The 21052-nt window shown below is 71.5% G+C and carries 18 protein-coding genes; 6 read left to right on the top strand and 12 right to left on the bottom strand.

Annotated elements, in window-relative coordinates; genetic code table 11:
- Positions 1-14: 14 nt before the first annotated feature.
- From ABFY20_RS05295 to ABFY20_RS05285, 3 genes are read right to left on the bottom strand one after another with little or no spacing between them, the layout of a single operon-like run.
- Positions 15-1151 carry a 5-(carboxyamino)imidazole ribonucleotide synthase gene (locus tag ABFY20_RS05295; protein WP_368498892.1) on the bottom strand — a complete coding sequence of 379 codons (1137 nt, stop codon included), beginning with the start codon at positions 1149-1151 and terminating at the stop codon, positions 15-17.
- Between the two features lie 41 nt (positions 1152-1192).
- The gene (locus ABFY20_RS05290) at positions 1193-2005 is read right to left on the bottom strand and encodes a PH domain-containing protein (protein WP_368498891.1); all 813 of its coding nucleotides are present in this window, start codon (positions 2003-2005) and stop codon (positions 1193-1195) included.
- 59 nt (positions 2006-2064) lie between these two features.
- Positions 2065-2907: a biotin--[acetyl-CoA-carboxylase] ligase gene (locus ABFY20_RS05285; RefSeq protein WP_368498890.1), complete on the bottom strand. Its 843-nt coding sequence runs from the start codon at positions 2905-2907 to the stop codon at positions 2065-2067.
- Between the two features lie 140 nt (positions 2908-3047).
- Between ABFY20_RS05285 and ABFY20_RS05280 the strand changes: the two genes are divergently transcribed.
- Positions 3048-4619 (top strand): acyl-CoA carboxylase subunit beta, encoded by a 1572-nt coding sequence (locus ABFY20_RS05280; protein WP_368499740.1) that lies wholly within the window; start codon positions 3048-3050, stop codon positions 4617-4619.
- A 133-nt stretch (positions 4620-4752) separates the two neighbouring features.
- Here ABFY20_RS05280 and galE read toward each other — a convergent pair whose 3' ends face one another.
- Positions 4753-5751 carry a UDP-glucose 4-epimerase GalE gene (gene galE / locus ABFY20_RS05275; protein WP_368498889.1) on the bottom strand — a complete coding sequence of 333 codons (999 nt, stop codon included), beginning with the start codon at positions 5749-5751 and terminating at the stop codon, positions 4753-4755.
- A 46-nt stretch (positions 5752-5797) separates the two neighbouring features.
- Complete coding sequence (locus ABFY20_RS05270) at positions 5798-8308, bottom strand: rhomboid family intramembrane serine protease (protein ID WP_368498888.1); 2511 nt, start codon at positions 8306-8308, stop codon at positions 5798-5800.
- A gap of 48 nt (positions 8309-8356) precedes the next feature.
- On the opposite strand from ABFY20_RS05270, the gene ABFY20_RS05265 reads away from it, so the two are divergent.
- Complete coding sequence (locus ABFY20_RS05265; protein ID WP_368498887.1) at positions 8357-8593, top strand: acyl-CoA carboxylase subunit epsilon; 237 nt, start codon at positions 8357-8359, stop codon at positions 8591-8593.
- 239 nt (positions 8594-8832) lie between these two features.
- On the opposite strand, the gene ABFY20_RS05260 is transcribed toward ABFY20_RS05265, so the two are convergent.
- The 4 genes from ABFY20_RS05260 to ABFY20_RS05245 are packed head-to-tail and all read right to left on the bottom strand — an operon-like array spanning position 8833 to position 13200.
- Complete coding sequence (locus tag ABFY20_RS05260) at positions 8833-9843, bottom strand: hypothetical protein (protein ID WP_368498886.1); 1011 nt, start codon at positions 9841-9843, stop codon at positions 8833-8835.
- Positions 9840-11099, bottom strand: a complete 1260-nt coding sequence (locus tag ABFY20_RS05255) for a sensor histidine kinase (RefSeq protein ID WP_368498885.1) — start codon at positions 11097-11099, stop codon at positions 9840-9842. Before ABFY20_RS05255 ends, ABFY20_RS05260 begins: the two co-directional genes overlap by 4 nt.
- Complete coding sequence (locus tag ABFY20_RS05250; RefSeq protein ID WP_368498884.1) at positions 11089-11787, bottom strand: response regulator; 699 nt, start codon at positions 11785-11787, stop codon at positions 11089-11091. Before ABFY20_RS05250 ends, ABFY20_RS05255 begins: the two co-directional genes overlap by 11 nt.
- Before the next feature lie 42 nt (positions 11788-11829).
- Positions 11830-13200, bottom strand: a complete 1371-nt coding sequence (locus tag ABFY20_RS05245; protein ID WP_368498883.1) for a class I SAM-dependent RNA methyltransferase — start codon at positions 13198-13200, stop codon at positions 11830-11832.
- A 41-nt stretch (positions 13201-13241) separates the two neighbouring features.
- Between ABFY20_RS05245 and ABFY20_RS05240 the strand changes: the two genes are divergently transcribed.
- Both ABFY20_RS05240 and ABFY20_RS05235 read left to right on the top strand, forming a co-directional pair.
- Complete coding sequence (locus tag ABFY20_RS05240; protein WP_368498882.1) at positions 13242-13892, top strand: nucleoside triphosphate pyrophosphatase; 651 nt, start codon at positions 13242-13244, stop codon at positions 13890-13892.
- A gap of 79 nt (positions 13893-13971) precedes the next feature.
- Complete coding sequence (locus tag ABFY20_RS05235; protein WP_368498881.1) at positions 13972-15765, top strand: biotin carboxylase N-terminal domain-containing protein; 1794 nt, start codon at positions 13972-13974, stop codon at positions 15763-15765.
- Here ABFY20_RS05235 and ABFY20_RS05230 read toward each other — a convergent pair.
- Together ABFY20_RS05230 and ABFY20_RS05225 are read right to left on the bottom strand one after the other, a co-directional pair.
- Positions 15758-16441 carry an ABC transporter ATP-binding protein gene (locus ABFY20_RS05230; RefSeq protein WP_368498880.1) on the bottom strand — a complete coding sequence of 228 codons (684 nt, stop codon included), beginning with the start codon at positions 16439-16441 and terminating at the stop codon, positions 15758-15760. The two genes, ABFY20_RS05235 and ABFY20_RS05230, sit on opposite strands and share 8 nt — an antisense overlap.
- Positions 16438-17511, bottom strand: coding sequence for an ABC transporter permease (locus ABFY20_RS05225; RefSeq protein WP_368498879.1), 1074 nt, complete (start codon positions 17509-17511; stop codon positions 16438-16440). Before ABFY20_RS05225 ends, ABFY20_RS05230 begins: the two co-directional genes overlap by 4 nt.
- 163 nt (positions 17512-17674) lie before the next feature.
- Between ABFY20_RS05225 and ABFY20_RS05220 the strand changes: the two genes are divergently transcribed.
- Both ABFY20_RS05220 and ABFY20_RS05215 read left to right on the top strand, forming a co-directional pair.
- Positions 17675-18910, top strand: a complete 1236-nt coding sequence (locus ABFY20_RS05220) for a sensor histidine kinase (RefSeq protein ID WP_368498878.1) — start codon at positions 17675-17677, stop codon at positions 18908-18910.
- Positions 18907-19533, top strand: coding sequence for a response regulator (locus ABFY20_RS05215; RefSeq protein ID WP_368498877.1), 627 nt, complete (start codon positions 18907-18909; stop codon positions 19531-19533). The genes ABFY20_RS05220 and ABFY20_RS05215 overlap by 4 nt, the downstream gene beginning before the upstream one ends.
- A gap of 15 nt (positions 19534-19548) precedes the next feature.
- Here ABFY20_RS05215 and ABFY20_RS05210 read toward each other — a convergent pair whose 3' ends face one another.
- Positions 19549-20988, bottom strand: a complete 1440-nt coding sequence (locus ABFY20_RS05210) for an NAD(P)H-quinone dehydrogenase (RefSeq protein ID WP_368498876.1) — start codon at positions 20986-20988, stop codon at positions 19549-19551.
- Positions 20989-21052 lie beyond the last annotated feature (64 nt).

Here is a 21052-nt window from a genome sequence, read left to right as displayed (position 1 = left end):
CCCCATGCTAAATCTCAGCCCTGGAAGAACGCCGCAGCGGCGCGCGCGGAGTAGACGACCTCGTCGAGGTCGTCGCCGGAGACGGTGACGTGGCCGATCTTGCGGCCGGCGCGCGGCTCCTTGCCGTAGAGATGGAGCTTGGCGGTGGGCTGGGCGCCGAGCGCCGCGGCAGCCGGGCCGTCGAGGTCGCCGTCGGCGGGGCCGCCGAGGATGTTGATCATGGTCGACCACGGCGCCCGGTGCCCGGTGGCCCCGAACGGCAGGTCGAGCACGGCGCGCAGGTGCTGCTCGAACTGGCTGGTGGTGCTGCCGTCGATGGTCCAGTGCCCGGTGTTGTGCGGGCGCATGGCGAGCTCGTTCACCAGGATGCGCTCATCCGTCGTCTCGAACAGCTCGACCGCTAGCACACCGGTGACTCCGAGTTCTTCAGCGATCGTGGTGCCGATCTGCGCCGCCATCTCGGCGACCCGGCCGGCCGAGTGCGGGGCGGGGGCGAACACCTCGGCGCACACGCCGTTCTGCTGCACCGATTCGACGACGGGCCAGAGCGTCACGTCGCCGCTCGGGCGCCTGGCCACCAGCTGCGCGAGCTCGCGCCGGAAGTCGACCAGCTCCTCGGCGAGCAGCGCTCCCCCACGGCCGTCTTCGTCGAGGGCGAGGAACCACTCCTCCGCCTGCGCCCCCGAGGTGACCACCCGCACGCCCTTGCCGTCGTAGCCGCCGCGCGCCGTCTTCACGACGGCCGAGCCGCCGTGATCGGCGATGAAGTCGTCGAGCTGCTCGATGGTCGAGACCGCGGCCCAGTCGGGCATCGGGACGCCGAGCTCACCGAGCCGTTCGCGCATCCGCAGCTTGTCTTGGGCGTACTGCAGCGCATCCGGCCCCGGGTGCACGGGAACCCCGGCGTCGACGAGCGCGCGCAGCACCGACTGGGGCACGTGCTCGTGGTCGAAGGTGACGACATCGACGGTCTCGGCGAAGGCGAGCACGGTGTCGCGATCGGTGTAGTCGCCCACCCCGGTGGCGGCGATGGCCGCCGACATGCCCTCCGATTCAGCGAGCACTCTGATGTCGATGCCGAGTTCTATCGCGGGCGGCACCATCATCCGTGCCAGTTGCCCGCCGCCGATCACACCCACGCGAAAAGTCACGCGTCCAGCCTAGCGGCGGGGCGGTGGGCCCGGCAGGATGCTCAGCTCGGCAGCCGGTGGAAGGTGGGGGTCGGATGCTCGGTCAGCTCCCCGAGCATCGCCGCCACCAGTCGCGCCGAAGGAACGTCGCGGAGCACCACGGTGAGGTCGGGCCCGGCCGTGACGTGCACGTTGCCCGCCGAGAACAGTGCCTGCAGCGGGGTGCGGCGCAGCCGCACGTCGGTGACGCGGGCGAGGTAGAGGTCTCGGCGGGTGCGGGTGAGAAGGCCGGTGCGGGCGATGATGCGGCGCGAGGTGATGGTGTACCGGTGCCCGAGCCAGGCGATGAACGGCAGCAGCACGGCGAAGAACAGCAGGGCGGATGCTCCCACCAGCGCCGCGAGGTTCTGCCAGTCCTCAGCGAATCGGCCGCCGAAGTAGCCGTACACGGTCACCGTGGCGAGCAGCACGAGCACGGGCAGCGTGAGCCGTCGCGCGTGCGGGCGCACCCGCAGCAGCACGATCTCGGGGGCGGGCCCCCGTTCGCGCAGCGGGTCGACCGCCGCGGTGTACCCGGCGGGCGCGCGCGGTGTCGCCGCCGGCGCGCCGTACCCCGGCCCGGTGTCGACGCCCGCGTGCGGGTACGCGCCCGCACCACCGGGCGCTCCCCACCCGAACCGCTCGGTCGCGTCGTGGTCGCCGTCGCCGCGCGGGCTCGGCCTGTATCCCCGCCCGGGTGGCGCGACCCGCTCGGTGGCATCCGGGTCGCCGCCGGCGGGGGCTGCATCGAACCCGGAGGCGTCGCCGCGCAGCACCGCCGTGAACGAGTCGGTGCCCGTCGACGACCCGGTGTCAGCCCTGGAGCGCTTCGCCATGGCGCTCATTCTGCCCCGCCACCTGGGAAATGCCCCGGTGCCCCGCCGGGGCCAGGGCGTCAGGAGGCGTGGCGGAGGTGGGTGACGTCTCCGGCGGCGACGACGAGCGGCTCCGTGCCGTCGTCGAGGTCGATGACGAGCCGCCCGTCGGCGTCGAGCTCCCGCGCCACACCGGTGCGGAACACCCCACCCGGCAGCTCGACCCGCACCGCGCGCCCGAGCGTCGCCGACACCCTCGTCGCCTCGGCGAGGAGCCCCGACGCCACGGCGTCGCCGCCGTGCGCCGTCCATCGTGCGTACAGCTCGGCGAAGTCCTGGAGGTACCCCGCGAGCACCGAGTCGAGGTGCACCGGGTCGACCCCGGCGAGCGCGAGCGAGGTGGCCGTGGGCGTCGGCAGCTCGTCGGCGGCCAGGGTGAGATTGACCCCGGCCCCGATGACGAGCCCCGACGCATCCGGCAGCAGCTCGCCGAGGATGCCGCACACCTTCTCCTCCCCGATGAGCACGTCGTTCGGCCACTTCAGCCCCACCGGCAGCGCGGCGAGCGCGTGCGAGCTGCGCAGCCGCGCCGAGGCCACGAGCCGCCCCACCACCCGCGCCATCGCCACCCCGGCGATGAGCGGCACCGCACCCCAGCGATCGGTGGGCACCGACCCCGGCCGCACGAGCACCGACACGGCGAGGCACTTGCCGGCCGGCGCCGTCCACCCGCGCCCGAGGCGCCCCTTGCCCGCCACCTGGTCGTCGGTCGCCAGCACCGCGAGGTCGGGCCACTCCGAGGCCGGGGCGCCCGCCGCCTCCCGCACCAGCAGCTCGTTCGTCGACCCCGCCCGCGGCAGCCACACGAGCTTCCGGGCGACGGCCTCGGAGAGCGGAAGAGACGGATGCTTCGGCGTGCGCATGCCGCAAAGCTACCCGACGAGGCATCCGCAGGTGACAACGGGCGCGCATCCCTTTGGAGGGTTTCGTCAACGGGGAGGCGCATGTACTGGCCGGTAGAGTGAACCGCGTGAGTGAAGATCTGACCTCTGCCCAGCCCGACATGTACACGACGGCGGGCAAACTGGCCGACCTGAAGAACCGCTACCACGAGGCCGTCACCGCTTCGGGCGCCGCGGCCATCGAGAAGCAGCACAAGCGCGGCAAGAAGACGGCGCGCGAGCGCATCGAGCAGCTGCTCGACCACGGCTCCTTCGTCGAGCTCGACGAGTTCGTGCGGCACCGCACCCACGCCTTCGGCATGGAGAAGTCGCGCCCCTACGGCGACGCCGTCGTCACCGGCACCGGCACCATCCACGGTCGGCAGGTCGCCGTCTACGCCCAGGACTTCACCATCTTCGGCGGCTCGCTCGGCGAGGTGGCCGGCGAGAAGATCATCAAGGTGATGGACCTCGCGCTGAAGACCGGCGTTCCCATCATCGGCATGCTCGACTCCGGCGGCGCGCGCATCCAGGAGGGCGTCGTCGCGCTCGGCAAGTACGGCGAGATCTTCCGCCGCAACACCGCAGCGAGCGGCGTCATCCCGCAGATCTCGATCGTGATGGGGCCGGCGGCCGGCGGCGCCGTGTACTCCCCCGCACTCACCGACTTCGTCATCATGGTCGACAAGACCAGCCAGATGTTCGTCACCGGCCCCGACGTGATCAAGACCGTCACCGGCGAAGACGTCGGCATGGAGGAGCTCGGCGGCGCCCTCACCCACAACAGCGTCTCGGGCGTCTCGCACTACCTCGCGAGCGACGAGGACGACGCGCTCGACTACGCCCGCGCCCTGCTCGGCTTCCTCCCGCAGAACAACCTCGCCGAGCTGCCGGTGTACGACAGCGAGATCGAGCTCGAGATCACGGATGCCGACCGCAAGCTGAACACGATCATCCCCGATTCGCCGAACCAGCCGTACGACGTGCACACCGTCATCGAGCACCTCGTCGACAACGGCGACTTCCTCGAGACACAGCCGCTGTACGCCCCCAACATCGTCGTGGGCTTCGCCCGCATCGAGGGCCGCAGCGTCGGCATCGTCGCCAACCAGCCGAGCCAGATGGCGGGAACGCTCAACATCGAGGCCGGCGAGAAGGCGTCACGCTTCGTGCGCTTCTGCGACGCGTTCTCCATCCCGATCCTCACGCTCGTCGACGTGCCCGGCTACCTCCCGGGCACCGACCAGGAGTGGACGGGCGTCATCCGCCGCGGCGCCAAGCTGCTCTACGCCTACGCCGAGGCCACCGTGCCGCTCGTCACCGTCATCCTCCGCAAGGCCTACGGCGGCGCCTACATCGTCATGGGCTCGAAGCAGCTCGGCGCCGACATCAACCTCGCATGGCCGACAGCCGAGATCGCCGTGATGGGCGGCCAGGGCGCCGTGAACATCCTCTACCGCGGCGAGATCAAGCGGGCCGAGGAGGCGGGCGAGGATGTCGCGGCCGTGCGCACGAAGCTCGCGAACGAGTACACGTACAACGTGGCGTCGCCGTTCCTCGCGGCGGAGCGGGGGGAGCTCGACGGGGTGATCGAGCCGGCGGCCACGCGTGTCTCGGTCACGAAGGCTCTTCGGGCGCTGAAGACGAAGCGGGCGTCGTTGCCGCCAAAGAAGCACGGGAACATTCCGCTGTAGGGCGGGGGCGAACGAGGGGGAGGATATTCGCACTCCCGCCTAAGGGTTGAGCGGAGCTCAAAGGCGGCGGGAGCACGAATATCCTCCCCCTCGTTCTCGCGTTTCGGGAAGGGGAAGGGAGGGCTGCGCTCGACTACGCCGTCGCGGCTGCGGCTGCGGCTGCGGCTGCGGCTGCGGCCGCTTCGCGGGCTTGCCAGGCGGAGGTGACCATGTCGTCGAGGGTGTGGCGCATCTTCCAGTCGAGGTCGCGGGCGGCCAGGTCGCCGGTGGCGACGATCTGGGCGGGGTCGCCGGGGCGGCGGGGGGCTTCTTCGGGGGTGAAGGGGATGCCCGTTGCCTTTGAGACGGCGGTCATGATCTGGCGGACGGAGACGCCGTCGCCGGAGCCGAGGTTGTAGGCCGGTTCGAGGGGTTCGGCGGCGTCGAGCTTCTGAGCGGCGGCGACGTGGGCGAGGGCGAGGTCGGAGACGTGGATGTAGTCGCGGACGCAGGTGCCGTCGGGGGTGGGGTAGTCGGTGCCGTTGATGCGCGGGGTGCGGCCGTCGAGGAGGGCGTCGAAGATGAGGGGGAAGAGGTTGTGGGGGCTGGTGTCGTAGAGGGCGGGGGTGCCTGAGCCGACGACGTTGAAGTAGCGCAGGGAGGTGTGCTTGAGACCGTCGGAGACACCGAGGTCGCGCAAGAGCCACTCGCCGATGAGCTTGGACTCGCCGTAGGGGCTCTCGGGCGACTTCGGGGTGTCCTCGGTGACGATGTCGGTGGGCGGGGTGCCGTAGACGGCGGCGCTCGAGGAGAACACGACCTTGTCGACGCCTTCATCACGCGCCGCCTGCAGGAGAACCGCCATGCCGGTGACGTTCTGCTCGTAGGTGTGCAGCGGGCGCTGCACCGAGACACCGGCGTACTTGAACCCGGCGACGTGGATGATGCCGGTCACCCCGTGCTCGGCGATCGCCCGGCGCACGAGCTCGCCGTCGAGGATGGTGCCCTGCACGAACGGCACGTCGGCGGGGACGAACGAGGCGTGCCCGCTCGACAGGTCGTCGAGCACGACCGGGTCGAGACCCGCCTCCTTCAACGCGACGACGACGTGCGAGCCGATGTAGCCGGCTCCTCCGGTGACCAACCAGGACATGGGTTCCTTTCGGGATTAGCGCACCAGGGTACGGCTGTGTTGGTTCTCAGCGCACCAGGGTACGCACGAGCGACACGGCCTCCTTGGCCGACATCGTGGGCAGGTAGGCCTTGCCGAGCGCCCCGCCGATGGTGGGCAGCGCGAGCGGATCGGGGTACGCCATGTAGATCGTGGAGTAGCTCGGGTTGAACTTCGCCTTGAACTTGAACAGTGACGAGAAGCCGTAGGCGGGCTCGAGGGTCTTCGCGAGGAACTCGCTCAGCCCCGTCATCACGGTGGGTGCGGGCGGTTCCTCCCCCTTCGGTACCGGCGCCTGGGCGAGCGGAGCGCCCGAGAGGCTCAGCACCTCGACGCCCTCCTCCTTCATGTGCAGCGCGCTCGAGGCGATGAGGTACTCCATCGTGCCGCCCATCGACTCGTCGGCGCGCCGCATGAAGTCGAGCGTGTACCCCACGGCTCTGCCGTCGCGGTACATCGGCAGCCAGCTCGTCACGGCGGCGATCCTGCCGGAGGCGTCGAGGGCGAGCATGAGCTTCACGTCGGGGTCTTTGATCTCCTCGAGCGCACCGAGAGTGAACCCCATCTCCGGCAGCTCCTTCTCCGACACCCACGCCTCCGAGATGGCGTTGATCTGCGCGATGTACGGGCGCGGGAGCTCGTCGTACGTGGTCCACAGCGTGGTCATGCCTTCGCGCACGCCGCGGTTCAACGACGACCGCACGTTCTGCCAGGCCTTCCCCGTCATCTCGAGCGTCTGCGGGTGCAAGAGGGTCTCCTCGCCCACCGACATGTACTGCCACTCCATCTCGTCGAAGACGGGGAGGAACTGCTCGTGCACGCTGTAGAACACCGGCACCCAGCTGTTCGCGTCGCAGAACGCGGCGAAGTCGCGCACGGTCTGCCGCTCGTCGCCCGGCCGGCACACCGGGTCGGACATCGTGATGGCCACGCCGTTGATCACCCGGTAGGCCACCGCGGCGTCGCCCGCAGCGTTGAACCAGTACACGTTGCCGGGCCACGTGGTCATCCAGCCGAGCGTGCCTCCCCCGCCACGGCGCAGCAGTGCCCGGATGCGCTGGTGGTCTCCCACGCGCACCGTCTGGTCGTCGGCGTTCAGCAGCTGGAGGGAGGCGAGGGTGAACACCGCCCAGAACACCGGGCCGATCCACTGGAACAGCACGAGCACGAACCCCGGCGGCGGCACCAGCGCATCCTGGGTCACGCCGATGATGGTGACCGGGAGGAAGCGCCGCGGCAGGTCGAGCACGAGCTCGACGATCGTGGTCCCTTGCGGGATGTAGGCACCCACCACGAACGCTCCGGCGACGCTGTAGACCAGGGCGAGCACCGCGAAGGCCGCGGCGACGGTGACGGAGAAGCGGATGACCGCCTCACGGGGCGACTTGAGGGCGAAGCGCTTGCGGTGGACGAACAGCAGGATGGCGACGGCCGCGGGAACGGCGACGGTCGACCCGCCCCAGACGATGTACTCGCCGATGTCGATGGCGGCGAGCCCGGTGGTGTCGGTGGGGTCGGTGGAGGCGAACGACGCGACCAGGCTGAGGAAGACGAAGGCGAGCACGATCTGCCCGATGTTCACGACGATGCCGAGCCAGAGCGCGAAGCGCCGCCCGCGCCGGAGTCCCCAGGCGGCGACGAGCAGCAGGGCGAGCGGCACGAAGGTCTGCACGATGGGCCCGATGCCGCCGAGCTGGGCGAGCCGCTGCACGTCGTCGCAGACGGCGGAGGTCGCGCTCGCGCAGAGTTCCTGGATGTCGCTCGCGGTGGGGAAGATGTCGCCGTAGAAGCTGCCGGCGAGGCCGAACGCTCCGCTGCCGTCGGGGTCGAGCCAGGAGGTGAGGGGCCCGACGGCGACGATCACGACGATCGCGGCGATGAGCACGCGCGCCTCGCCGAACGAGCTCTTCAGCCAGGTGACGCGGCGCGCCCGTCCCGAGATGACGTGCCCGATGACGACGCCCGCGATGGCCGCGATGAGCCGGTACACGGTCGAGGTGTCGCCCACGTAGAGCGCGAACATGATGAGGAGGCCGAATGCCACGAGCCGCACGCGGCGGCGCCACAACGGGCCCATGAGCGAGCTGGCGGCGAGCAGCGCGCCGACGATGGGGGTGAGCGGGTCGACGGTGAGGTCGTAGCTGGTGCCGTCGGCCCACCACTCGCCGGCGAGCGACCCGACCCACTGCAGCAGCACGCCGATGCCCACGCCGACGAGGCCGGTGACCAGAAAGACGGCGACCATGCGGAGGCGCCCGAGCAACCGCTCGGCGACGCCGAGCAGTACCAGCGCGGCGAGGATGCCCGCCACCAGTTGGAACGGATCCCACGGGATGAACAGGGCGGTGAACACCGTCCACCAATGGCCCATGTCGACGACGGTGGTGACACCGGCAGCCCAGGTGTTCTCGGTGACCTCCGACGGGGGCCCGAAGAAGGTTCCGGCGACGAGCGAGGTGACGAGGATGAGCACGGCGAACGCGATGCTGAGGGGGATGGTGGCGAGATACCTCCGGGTGAACGCGAGCGTGTTCCTCATCCTGCTGATCCCCCTCCGGTGCCTGGCATCTAATGTAGCCTCGACGGTGTGACCGATTCGACAGCCGCCGAGCTGCAGCAGCCGCTCATCCACGTGCTCACGTCCGGCGTCACCGCCGATGAGGTGGCCGCGGTGACCGCGGTCATCGGGGCGGCGGTCGAGGAGGAGCTCGACGAGCTCCACGACCAGGTCGACATCGACCCCTCCGCCTGGGAGCGGAGCCAGCGCGCCCTCCGCGCGCCGCTTCACCCTGGGCCCGGTGCCTGGCGGGGTTTCAGCGGCTGACCGACTCGCTGCTTTCTGGATGCTCGGTGGGAGAAATCTGAGCGCAGCGGCGAAAATGTCCTCCGAAATACCTACTGTGCGCTTGCGCGCTGACCGTCAGGATGGACGTTGCTAGGTGTGGCTTCTCGAAGCCGCACCGCCGGATCGGGCCGACTAGGGTAAGCGGGCCCGGTTCCGGGGGCGAGTCAGGGCGATATTCGGGTTGTCGCCCTGACTCGAATACCCCCACCTCAGACGGGTCACTCCTCGACGATCGCCGTGCGCGGCACCTCGAGCCAGAGCTGCAGCTCCGCCTCCTCGTCGTCTCCGGTCGGGTCGTTCAGCGCGACGATCGTGACGGCGGTCTCGTCGTCGTGCTGCGCCGTGCGCACGATCACCCGGTCGGCGCTCGCACGGCCCACCTCGCGGGCGATCGTCGACAGCACCCTGCTGAGCTCGCGCCGCTCGAGGTCGTCGATCCCCCCGTCGTCGAGCAGGGTGACCTCGACACCGCGGCGCCTGGCGCCCCGCACGGCCTCCCGCACCCGGTCGTCGAGCAGCGTGCGCCCGCGGATCTCGTCGCGCATCGCCGCTTCGAGGTGAAGGCACTCGCGCCGCTCCGCGTCGTCGAGCCGGCCGCCCGTGGCGACGATCCGCCGGAGCATCGGAGCCACCAGCGTGTTCATCTGCGCCAGCCGTACGCGGCGCTCGAAGAACTCGGCCTCCTCCTGGGCGTGCCACTCGGCAGCTCGCTGCTCGGCCCGCTCGAACAGGCGCGCGTCGCGGCCGGAGCGCGAGATGGTGACCGTCGTCGCCTGGCCCACCGCGACCCAGATCGGCCCGCCGATCGCGCCGAGGGCGGGGAGGGCGAGGGGGTCGCGCGACCAGATGACGAGCGCCACCAGCATGACGCCGATCCCGCTCCAGGCCACCCAGGGCCGCTGACGCACCACGGTGATGGTCATGAGCGTGCCCGCCGCTCCGACGATCCAGGTGGCGTAGCCGTTGTCGTTGTCGGGGTCGAGCTGGGCGAGCACCAGGATGAGGCCGACGGCGATCGCCCCGAGGTTGAGCGCGGCGATCGCCGGGGGCATCCGCACCGACCGCGAGGGGGCGAGGCTGAGCGCGGAGGCGACCGCGTAGAGCGTCATCGCCGCGATCGTCGCCGCCGGATTCTCGACGAGGTCGAGGGCCGAGAGACCGAGCACGATGTGGAAGGCGGAGAAGAGGGCCGCCAGCCCGACCAGCAGGAATCGGGGGACGGAGATCACGGGAGTCCTCCCGCGCGGTCGTCCGGGGAGCCGCCCGCGCCGTCCTCGGCCGTCGGCTGCGCGCGCTCGGCCGGCCAGTCGATGACGACCGATGTGCCCTCACCCCGCACCGAGCGCACCGTGGCGCTCCCTGCGATCGACTCCACCCGCTCGCGGATGGAGATGCGGAGGCCGAGCCGGTCGGCGGGCACGGCTGCGGGGTCGAACCCCGCGCCGGTGTCGGCAACGACAACGGTGAAACCGCCCCCCTCGGCGTGCAGCGAGATCGAGCGCAGCACCCCCGCTCCCCCGGCGTGCTGGAGACTGTTCTCCACCGCCTGCACGGTGGCCGAGTACACCCCCTCGACGACGCGGGCCGGCGCCTTGCCCGAGAGCCCGCCCGAGGCGGAGAACGTGATGTCGGCGGCGGAGGAGTCGGCGAGTGCACGCAGCCGCTCCGCCAGCACGGAGAGGGCGACCGGTGCCCTGACCTCGCTCTCGGCCTCGGCGCTCTGCAGCGCGACGAGAGCGCGCTCGGCCATCTGCACGCTGCGCATCCGTTCGTCGTCGGTCTCGCTGCGGGCCGCCGCCAGCAGCGTCGAGAGCACCCGGTCGTGGATGACGGTGTCGACCCTGGTGCGCTCGTTCTCGGTGGCGTGCCGCTTCGCGGCCTCCGCGTAGGCCGCCATGGCCGTGCGCTGGGCGGCATCGACGCGGGTGGCGGTGGTCCGCAGCATCGTCACGACGATCACGACGAACACCCCGAGCAGCAGGGAGTAGCCCGCGTCGAGCACGGCGTGCAGCACGTCGGCGCCGCCTCCTGCCGGCATCACCCGCAGCACCGCGAACACGACAGGGACGCCGACGGCGTAGACGGAGGCCCAGACGGTGGTGAACGAGATCGCCGCCGCGGCGATCGCGACGATGACGATGTACCAGAGCCAGGGCTGCGTGCCGAGGGCCGCAGTGGGTGAGCGTACGGCGAACGGCCAGAGCACCAGGGTCACGACGAAGACGCAGGCGACGAGCCCCATCGCCGGCCGCACCCCGCGGTCGAGCAGGGACGAGACCAGGGCGAGGAGGATCGAGCCGAACAGGGCGATGGCGATGCCCCTGCCCCATTCGGGCCTCAGCGTGTGGGCTGCGTCGTTCAGCACCGGGATCGACAGCACCGCGAAGACGAAGCCGAAGAGCCCCACCATCCTCGCCAGGGTGCGGTCGATCCGCTCGCGGCTGCGCGGCGGACCGGTGCGCGGGCCGGGCAGCTCAGTCGGCATGTCCGCGCTCGTCGAGGGCGAGGATGCCGTCTTCGACGGCGCGCCGCAGCAGCTCCACCTTCGACCGTGCCGGCCGCCCCACCTCGACGTACTTGGCCCTGATGCGGTCGAGGTACTCCTTCGCCGTCGACACCTTGATGCCGAGCTTCATCGCCACCTGCGACAGCGGCAGGCCGGAGGCGTAGAGATGCAGCACGTCGCGCTCACGCTGCGCCAGCTGGGCGCGCCCGAACTCCGGGTCGGCGTCGATGGCGCTCGCCCACTCGAGGTTGTTGAGCACCTCGCCACGTGCGAGCGCACCGATCGCCGAGGTGACCGCGCTCGCCGCCGCCGACTTCGGGATGACCCCGGCCGCCCCCGCGGCGAGCGCCTCCCGCACCAGCACGACCCGGTCGGCGATGCTGTGCACGAGCACGGCGGCGCCGAGCGAGAGGGCGTGCTGAACGTTCTCGGTGACGGTGAAGCCGTCGCCGAGGCTCAGGTCGAGCACGATCACGTCGCAGCGCTCCGACCCGAGGGCGACCCAGAGCTCGCTCACCGAGGCGGTGGCGGCGACGACCTTGAACCCGGCGTCGAGGCACACGGCCCGTACGCCGAGGCGCACCGACTCGTGGTCGTCGACGATCGCCACGCGGACCGGCAGCACTGCCGGAGCGTCGGTCGTGCTCTCCGCGGTCTCCTGCGGCACGGTCCACCCCTCGTCAAGACCCGTCCAGTCTACGGATGCAGGCTAATCCTTCACGAACCGCCCGACGCTCTCGAGGTGGTGGGTGTGTGGGAACAGGTCGAAGGCCCGGAGGGCGTCGAGCCGGTAGCCGCCCTCGGCGAGGTAGGCGGTGTCACGCGCGAACGCGACGGGGTCGCAGGCCACGTAGACGATCTGCGCCGGCGACAAGCGGGTGAGTGCGCCGGTGACGGCTTTGCCCGCTCCGGTGCGCGGCGGATCGAGCACGACGGTGGCGGCGGCGAGTCGTCGGCGCTCCTCCTGCCCGGCCGTGCGCTCGAGGTCGGCCAGGTACCTGTCGACCGGGGCCGTCACGGCGTGGGCGCCGATCCACTCGGCGAGGTTCTCGCCGGCGTACTCGGTGGCGAGCGCCTCGCTCTCGACGCTGGTGACCCTGGTGGCCTGGCCGAAGCGGTCGCCGAGGGCGGCAGCGAACAGCCCGACCCCGCCGTAGAGGTCGTGGTTCGCGGCCCGCGGGTCGAACAGCTCGGGGAGGGTGATCTCGGCGACCGCATCGGTGAGGGTGCGTGCGGCCTCGCGGTGCACCTGCCAGAACCCGTTCTCGGCGAGGCGGAACTCCCTCTCCCCCACCCGCTCGACGATGGTGGCGGGGCGATCCGCCGACGATGAGCCCGCCGCGGCTTCGGTGGAACCGGCACCCGGCCGCCGGCGGTCGCCGCCGCGGCGCCCCTGTCCCTGCCTCTGTCCCTGTCGCCGTCCGCCCTGTCGCCCCCGCGATCCACCCGTCTTCGACAGCTCCTCGGCGACCCGCCGCACCCGCACCTCGCCTCCCGCCGTCTCGACGAGCTCGATCGCGGCAGCGCCCTCGACCGGCCGGCCGAGTCCCGCCTCCGCTTCGATCGCCTCGGTGGCGAGCGGAAGGTCGTCGACGTCGACGACGGTGTGCGAGCGCGCGGCGTAGGGGCCGGGCCTGCCATCGGCACCGACGTGCAGCCGCAGGCGGGTGCGCCAGCGCAGCCCGTGGCCCTGCGCGTCGCCCACCGGCTCCACCTCGACGTCGTGCTCGACGCCACCGAACCGGCGGAGCGCATCCTGAAGCACCTCGGCCTTCAGCCCGCGCTGGCGGCCGAGGGCGATGTGCCCGAACTCGGCGCCACCCGCGCGCCGCTCGGGATCGCGGTCGATCGACGCCGCAGACCACACGTGCTCGACCCGGTCGGGCGAGGCGCTCAGCACCTCGACCGTGTCGGCGCGCCAGAACGACGACCTGCGATCGACGACCCGGGCGAGCACGCGCTCACCCGGCAGCGTGTCGGCGACGAAGACGACCCTGCCGTCGAGGCGCGCCACCGAGACACCCCCGTGGGCTACTGTGTCGATGTCCAGCTCGACGAGCTCGTTCTGACCGTCACTCATCCCCCGAGCATCCCACATGCCCGCTGACAGAAGGCGGCCCCGTGCGCCTGTATCTCGCCTCCACCTCCCCCGCGCGACTCGCGCTGCTGCGCCAGATCGGCATCGAGCCAGTGATCGTCCCCTCCGAGGTCGACGAGGATGCGGCGGTCGCCGAGGCCGTCGCAGAACGCGGCCCGCTGAGCACCTCCGAGATGGTGCAACTGCTCGCCGAGGCGAAGGCGGAGGCCGTGGTCGGGGCGCTCCCCGGCGGTGAGCCGATCGACGGCTTCATCGTCGGCGGCGACTCCTCGTTCGAGCTCGACGGCGTCTCCTACGGCAAGCCGCACCTGCCCGAGGTGGCGCGGGAGCGCTGGGGGCTGCAGCGCGGCCGCACCGGCGTGCTGCACTCGGGGCACTGGCTCATCGACCACCGCGGGGGCGAGCGGCGTTCGGCCGCCGGCCGGGTCGACCAGGCCTCCCTCACCTTCGCCGACGACATCACCGACACCGAGCTCGACGCCTACATCGCCTCGGGTGAACCGCTTCTGGTGGCCGGTGCCTTCACCATCGACGGCCTCGCCGCTCCGTTCATCCGGAGCATCACGGGAGCACCGTCCGCTGTCATCGGCATGTCGCTGCCCGTTCTGCGGGAACTCCTCGGCGGCTACGGGGTGTCGTGGACCGACTTCTGGGCGTCCGACCGCTCGTTGTAGGAACCGCGCGTGGCCCGCCAGGCATTTTTGTGCGTACATGCCAAAGGTGCGATGCAGCGCGGCAATAAGCTTGGGAATTATGCCGCGTCTTACCAAGGTCCTCATCGCCAATCGTGGCGAGATCGCCGTCCGTGTCATCAGGGCAGCCCGCGACAGCGGCATCGCCTCCGTGGCGGTGTACGCCGACCAGGATCGTGATGCACTGCACGCTCAGCTCGCCGATGAGGCCTACGCGCTCGACGGCACGACGAGCGCCGAGACCTACCTCGTCATCGACAAGATCCTCTCGGTCGCGCGCCGTTCGGGTGCCGACGGCGTCCACCCCGGCTACGGATTCCTCGCCGAGAACGCCGACTTCGCCCGCGCCGTGATCGACGCCGGGCTCACCTGGATCGGCCCCTCCCCCGAGGCCATCGAGAAGCTCGGCGACAAGGTGTCGGCCAGGCACATCGCCGAGAAGGTGGGCGCTCCGCTCGCCCCCGGCACCCTCGACCCCGTGTCGGGCGCCTCCGAGGTGCTCGACTTCGTCGCCGAGCACGGGCTCCCCGTGGCCATCAAGGCGGCCTTCGGTGGCGGCGGCCGCGGCCTCAAGGTCGCGCGCACTCTCGACGAGGTGCCCGAGCTGTTCGAATCCGCGACCCGTGAGGCCATCGCGGCGTTCGGCCGCGGCGAGTGCTTCGTCGAGAAGTACCTCGACCAGCCGCGCCACGTCGAGACGCAGTGCCTCGCCGACGCGTACGGCAACGTCGTCGTGGTCTCCACCCGCGACTGCTCGCTGCAGCGCCGGCATCAGAAGCTGGTCGAGGAGGCGCCCGCGCCCTACCTCACCGCCGAGCAGAACGAGCTGCTCTACTCCGCCTCCAAGGCCATCCTCAAAGAGGTCGGGTACCTAGGGGCGGGAACGTGCGAGTTCCTCATCGGCAAAGACGGCACCGTCTCGTTCCTCGAGGTGAACACCCGGCTGCAGGTCGAGCATCCGGTCTCGGAGGAGGTGACCGGCATCGACCTGGTGCGCGAGCAGTTCCGGCTGGCCGAGGGCGGCACGCTCGACTACGACGACCCGGCGCCCCGCGGGCACTCCTTCGAGTTCCGCATCAACGGAGAAGACCCGGGCCGGAACTTCCTTCCCTCCCCCGGGCCGATCCACGTGTTCAAGCCCGCCGGCGGCCCCGGCGTGCGCGTCGACTCCGGTGTGCAGGCCGGCGACGTCATCTCCGGCTCGTTCGACTCGCTGCTGGCGAAGCTCGTCGTCACCGGAGCCACCCGTGAAGACGCCCTCGAGCGCGCCCGCCGCGCCCTCGACGAGTTCGAGGTCGCCGGGCTCCCCACGGTGCTGCCCTTCCACCGCGACGTGGTGCGCAACGCCGCGTTCGCTCCCGAGGACGGCGAGCCCTTCTCGGTCTACACGCGCTGGATCGAGAGCGAGTACGACAACCCCGCCGAGCCGTGGAGCGGTTCGCTCGAGGAGGCGGCTCCGGCCGCCGAGCGCCGCACCGTGATCGTCGAGGTCGGCGGCAAGCGCGTCGAGGTGGCGCTGCCCGCACGCCTGCTTTCCGGGTCGCGCTCGGGCGCGAGCGGCGGAGCCGGTGCTCGCGGGGCGACCGGGGGTGCCGCGCCCAAGCGCCGTGGCGCCGCGCCCGCCGGCGCGGTCGCGGCGACGGGCGACTCGGTGAAGGCCCCGATGCAGGCCACCGTGGTGAAGCTCGCCGTCGCCGACGGCGACAAGGTGGTGAAGGGCGATCTCGTGCTCGTGCTCGAGGCCATGAAGATGGAGCAGCCCATCACCGCGCACAAAGACGGTACCGTCGCCGACATCGCGGCCGTCGTGGGCGCCACGGTCTCGTCGGGGCACGTGCTGCTGACCATCAGCTAGGGTTCTGCACCGCGCCGTCGACGAGGTTCACGGTTCGCGTGGCGTGCGCGAGCTGCGCGGTGTCGTGGGTCACCACGAGGGTAGCCGTGCCGAGCTCGGCCGTGAGCGAGAGCAGCAGCTGCATCACCGCGGCACCCGTGCTGCTGTCGAGAGCACTGGTGGGCTCGTCGACGAGCAGCGCCGCGGGCTCGTTCAGCAGCGCGCGGGCGATGTTGACCCGCTGCCGCTGACCGCCCGAGAGCTGGTGCGGGCGCTTGTGGCGATGGGCCGAGAGGCCCACCGAGTCGAGCAGCGCATCCGCTCTCTCCCTCGTGCGCGCCCGACGCCGACGCGCACCCGGCTCGCCGAGCTCGTTCATCACGAGCAGCTGCTCGCGCGCGGTGAGGGAGGGCAGCAGGTTCGACTGCTGGAACACGATGCCGATGCTCCGTCGCCGCAGGGCCGCCGCCTCCCGCGGAGCGAGCTGCGCGGCGTCGACCCCGTCGACGAGCACGCGACCGGAGTCGGGCCGGATGAGCGTCGCCGCCACCGCGAGCAGGCTCGACTTTCCCGACCCGCTCGGCCCGGTGATGCCCGTGAGCGCGCCGGGGCGGGCGACGAGGTCGACATGGTCGACCGCGGTGACGCGGCCGTCGCCGTCGGGGAAGGTGAGGGTGACGTCGTCGAGTTCGATCATCGTGAGCTCCCGAGTGCGGTGAGGGGGTCGGAGGAGGTGACGGTGCGGAGCGCGAAGGCGGCTCCGGCGAGACCCAGCACGGTCATGAGAGCCGCGGGGAGCGCCGTCGTCAGCGGGCTGAGAAGGAACGGGAGCGCCTGACCGGCGAGCAGGCCGAACCCGACCACGGCGAGCGTGCCGAGCCCGATGCCGACGGCGAGCACCACGAGGGCCTGGCCGAGGGCGTCGCGGACGAGCGACGCCGTGCTCGCGCCGAGAGCCTTGAGCACGGCGACGTCGGATGCGCGTTGCAGGCCCCAGACGGTGAAGAACGCCCCGACGACCAGGCCCGAGATGCCGAACAGCAGCGCCACCATGAGCAGGAGCGAGCCGATCTCGGAGCGGAAGGCGCTCAGCGCGCCGAGCGCCCCCAGATGAGACTCGGCGCTGGTCGAGGTCGCCGCCGACACGGAGTCCCAGTCGGGGTCGCCCGACACGGCGAGCACGGTGGCCGTGGCGCCGGGCGAGCCGGTCGCCGCGGCGATGCCCTGCCAGTCGTCGAGGGTGACGGCGACGACGGGCGTGTGGCTGTACCACTCCGCGGTCAAGGCTACCGAGCCCGCGGCGACGGTGAGCCGCATCCCGGCGATCTCGACGACGTCGCCGGAGGTGGTGCCGAGCGCCTCGGCGGCGGGCGCCGACAGGAGCACCTCGCCGTTCCGGGCGGGCACCGGGAGTGCGTCGCCGGGTGGCGCACCGATCACGGCGACCGCTGCAGACGAGCTCGGCCCGGCGGCGCGCAGCTGCGAGATGCCGATCGGGGTGGCCGAGCTCACGCCCTCGGCGGCGGCCCAGCTCGAGAGCTGGGTGTCGGAGATGGAGGAGTCGGCGAAACTGGGTGAGGCGCCGCCCGTCCCTCCGAAGACGATGCGGTCGCCCGGCAGGGCGAGCACCGCCGAGACGTTCTGCACGGCGAGCCCCCCGGTGAGCCCGCTCAGGAAGCCGACCAGCACGGTGATGAGCGCGACGACGGCGCCGATCAGGGCGAAGCGTCCTCTCGCGAAACGCAGGTCGCGGAGCGCGACGAACATGAGGGTCCTTTCCGGCCACCGCTCGGCGGCACCCTCTCACTCTCCCGGTTGCGCGGCGCGCGGTCGTCGGGCGCGGGGAGGGTGATGACCGCCCGAGGTGATGGCCCTCGGCTCGTCCTTTCGGACGATGACTCGGCGACCTCGCCGCGTAAGATCTCCAGTCATGACCCACCCGCTCACCCCCGTCTTCGTGGGGCTGCGCACCGGTCTCCACCTCGTCTTCACCGCGCTCGTCGCCCTCGTCGTCGCGCGCGCCGTCGTCGTTCCCGGGCCGGCCACCGGGGCCGTCGTCGCCACCTCGGTCGTGCTGCTCGCCGTCTACGCCGCCGGGGCGTTCGCCGCCCGGCGCGGCCGGCCACGCAGGCTGCCGGCGCTCGCCTGGCTGCTCACGCTCTCGGTGCTCTGGCTCGCGCTGCTCGTCCTCACCCCTGAGGCCGCCTATCTCGTCTTTCCCCTGTTCTTCCTCTACCTGCATCTGCTCGGCCGCATCGGCGGCCCGATCGCCGTCGCCGTCGTCACCGCGACCGCCGTCGTCGCTCTTGCCCTCCACGGCGGGTGGAGCGTCGGCGGTGTCGTGGGCCCGATGGTGGGCGCCGGCGTCGCGGTGCTCATCGGCCTCGGCTACCGTGCGCTCGCGCGCGAAGCAGCGGAGCGCGAGCGGCTCGTCGCCGAGCTGCTCGCCGCCCGCGACCGCATCGCCGCCTCCGAGCGCGAGTCGGGCGCGCTGGCCGAGCGGGCCCGCCTCGCCCGCGACATCCACGACACGGTGGCGCAGGGGCTGTCGAGCATCCAGCTGCTGCTGCACGCGGCCGAGCGCGCCGACCCCGACGGGCCGGGCATCGCGCACATCAGGCTGGCCCGCGAGACGGCGGCCGCCGACCTCGCCGAGACCCGCCGCTTCATTCGCGAGCTCTCGCCGCCCGCGCTCGAGAACCAGGGCCTCGCAGGTGCCCTCCGCCGGCTCGCCGACACGCAGTGGGCGACCGACGGGGTGCGGGTCGAGATCGTGGCACCCGAGGGCGTCGAGCTCCCCATGCCGGTGCAGACGGCTCTGCTCCGCATCGCCCAGGGCGCCGTCGCCAACATCGTGCAGCACGCCAGGGCGTCGCGCGCCACGATCACGCTGGAGATCCTCGCCGCGGGGCCCGCCCAGGGCGAACGGATGCTGCGCCTCACCGTCATCGACGACGGCGTGGGTTTCGACCCCGAGGCCGTGGCCCGGGCCCGCGCCGGCGGTCGTACCGATTCGTTCGGCCTCCGCGCCACCCGCGAGCGCGTGGAGCAGCTGGGCGGCACCCTCCTCGTCGACTCCGCCCCCGGTAGAGGCACACGCCTCGTCGTCGACCTCGCGATCGAGCCCGTCGCCGCCGCTGCGGGCACGGCGAAGGGCGTCGCGTGATCCGCCTCGTGGTGGCCGACGACCACCCCATCGTGCGCGCGGGCCTGCTCGCCCTGTTCGCCCAGGAGCCCGACATCGCCGTCGTCGCCGAGGCCGCCACCGGCACCGAGGCGGTGCGCGCCGCCGAGCGCGAGAGCCCCGACGTGGTGCTCATCGACCTCCAGTTCGGCTCGGGTGACGCCGCCTCCGGGGCCGACGCGACCCGCCGTATCCGTTCCCTCGAGGTGGCGCCGTACGTGCTCGTGCTCACGAACTACGACTCCGATGCCGACATCCTCGGCGCCATCGAGGCGGGAGCGAGCGGCTACCTGCTGAAAGACGCACCCCCGCACGAGCTGGTCGCCGCGGTGCGCGCCGCCGCCGCCGGCGAGAGCGCGCTGGCGCCCGTCATCGCCTCGCGTCTGCTCACCCGACTGCGTGCGCCCCAGGCCAGCCTCAGCCCGCGCGAGATCGAGGTGCTCGAGCTGGTGGCCGAGGGGCGCACGACGCAGTCGATAGCGGCCGAGCTGTTCCTCGGCGAGACCACCGTGAAGTCGCACCTCGCCCATATCTACACCAAGCTCGGGGTCTCCTCGCGCACGGCGGCGGTCTCCGCGGCGCGCAGCCGAGGCATCCTGCGCTGAAGGGTGCGGCGGCGACTACAAGACGATGTGCATCGCCCGCGCCGCATCCGAGATCGATCCCGAGAGCGACGGGTACACGGTGAACGCGCGCGACACCTGGTCGACGGTCATGCGGTGCTCCACCGCCAGGGCGATCGGGAAGATCAGCTCCGACGCGTTCGGCGCCACCACCACACCACCGATGACGGTGCCCGATCCGGTACGGGCGAACAGCTTCACGAAGCCGTCCTTGATGCCCATCATCTTCGCCCGCGGGTTCGACGACAGCGGAAGCTTGTAGATGTCACCCTGGGCGATGCCCTCCTCGATCTGACGCTGGGTCCAGCCCACCGTCGCGATCTGCGGCTGGGTGAAGATGTTCGAGGCGACGTTGCGCAGCTCGATGGGGTTCACCGCGTCGCCCATGGCGTGGAACAGCGCCGTGCGCCCCTGCATCGACGCGACCGAGGCCAGCGGCAGGAAGCTCGTGCAGTCGCCGGCGGCGTAGATGTTCGGCGCGCTGGTGCGGGCCACCCGGTTCACCCGGATGTGTCCAGACTCGGTCAGCTGCACGCCGGCCTCCTCGAGCCCCATGCCCTTCGTGTTCGGGATCGAGCCGACCGCCATGAGACAGTGCGACCCCTCCACCTTCGTGCCGTCGGAGAGCGTGGCCACCACTCCGTCGGCCGTGCGCTCCACCTTGTCGGCGCGCGACTTCGAGAGCACCGTCATGCCGTTGCGCTTGAACACGTTCTCGATCACCGCCGCCGCGTCGGCGTCTTCACCCGGGAGCACCTGGTCGCGCGACGAGATGAGAGTCACCTTCGACCCGAGCGCCGTGTAGGCGGAGGCGAACTCGGCACCCGTCACACCCGAACCCACGACGATGAGGTGCTCGGGAACGGCGGTGAGGTTGTACAGCTGCGTCCAGGTGAAGATGCGTTCCCCGTCGGGCACCGCAGACGACAGGATGCGCGGGCTCGCCCCCACGGAGATGACGATGGTGTCGGCGTCGATGTGCTCGAAGTCGGTACCGCCCTCGCCGGCCCCGGTCGAGACGATCACCGCATCCGGCCCGTCGAGCCGCCCGTGGCCGGTGAGCACCGTGACACCGGCGCGGATGAGGTTCGCCCGCATGTCTTCCGACTGCTGCCGCGCGAGCCCGAGCAGGCGCTTGTTGACCTGGGCGAGGTTCACGGCGACCTCGGGGCGTACGGGCCGGCCGTTCTTCTCGCTGCGGGAGAAGAACTGCACACCGAGATCGGCCGCCTCCCCGATGCCGTTGGTGGCCTCCGCCACCGCGATGAGCGTCTTGGAGGGCACCACGTCGGTGATCACCGCGGAGCCGCCCACCCCCGACTGCTCGATCAGGGTGACCTCGGCCCCGAGCTGCGCGCCCGCGAGCGCTGCCTCGTAGCCTCCCGGCCCTCCCCCGACGACGGCGACTCGCTGCTTGCGCTCGAACTCATAGGCCATGCACCACATTCTTCCCGGTCGGAGAGAGCCCGCCAAACCACGGGCGAGTGAATAGAGTGGATGA

It is taken from the genome of Herbiconiux sp. A18JL235, from assembly GCF_040939305.1.
Classification (GTDB): Bacteria; Actinomycetota; Actinomycetes; order Actinomycetales; family Microbacteriaceae; genus Herbiconiux.
Note: the sequence above shows the minus strand (reverse complement) of the source record. Positions and strands in the feature narration are given on the sequence as shown.

Excerpts from the sequence above, each read along its gene's own strand:
- ABFY20_RS05230 (WP_368498880.1), bottom strand. The coding sequence starts at position 16,441 with ATGATCGAACTCGACGACGTCACCCTCACCTTCCCCGACGGCGACGGC.
- ABFY20_RS05285 (WP_368498890.1), bottom strand. The coding sequence starts at position 2,907 with ATGCGCACGCCGAAGCATCCGTCTCTTCCGCTCTCCGAGGCCGTCGCC.
- ABFY20_RS05225 (WP_368498879.1), bottom strand. The coding sequence starts at position 17,511 with ATGTTCGTCGCGCTCCGCGACCTGCGTTTCGCGAGAGGACGCTTCGCC.
- ABFY20_RS05290 (WP_368498891.1), bottom strand. The coding sequence starts at position 2,005 with ATGGCGAAGCGCTCCAGGGCTGACACCGGGTCGTCGACGGGCACCGAC.
- galE (WP_368498889.1), bottom strand. The coding sequence starts at position 5,751 with ATGTCCTGGTTGGTCACCGGAGGAGCCGGCTACATCGGCTCGCACGTC.
- ABFY20_RS05255 (WP_368498885.1), bottom strand. The coding sequence starts at position 11,099 with ATGCCGACTGAGCTGCCCGGCCCGCGCACCGGTCCGCCGCGCAGCCGC.
- ABFY20_RS05280 (WP_368499740.1), top strand. The coding sequence starts at position 3,048 with ATGTACACGACGGCGGGCAAACTGGCCGACCTGAAGAACCGCTACCAC.
- ABFY20_RS05235 (WP_368498881.1), top strand. The coding sequence starts at position 13,972 with ATGCCGCGTCTTACCAAGGTCCTCATCGCCAATCGTGGCGAGATCGCC.
- ABFY20_RS05270 (WP_368498888.1), bottom strand. The coding sequence starts at position 8,308 with ATGAGGAACACGCTCGCGTTCACCCGGAGGTATCTCGCCACCATCCCC.
- ABFY20_RS05220 (WP_368498878.1), top strand. The coding sequence starts at position 17,675 with ATGACCCACCCGCTCACCCCCGTCTTCGTGGGGCTGCGCACCGGTCTC.
- ABFY20_RS05245 (WP_368498883.1), bottom strand. The coding sequence starts at position 13,200 with ATGAGTGACGGTCAGAACGAGCTCGTCGAGCTGGACATCGACACAGTA.
- ABFY20_RS05210 (WP_368498876.1), bottom strand. The coding sequence starts at position 20,988 with ATGGCCTATGAGTTCGAGCGCAAGCAGCGAGTCGCCGTCGTCGGGGGA.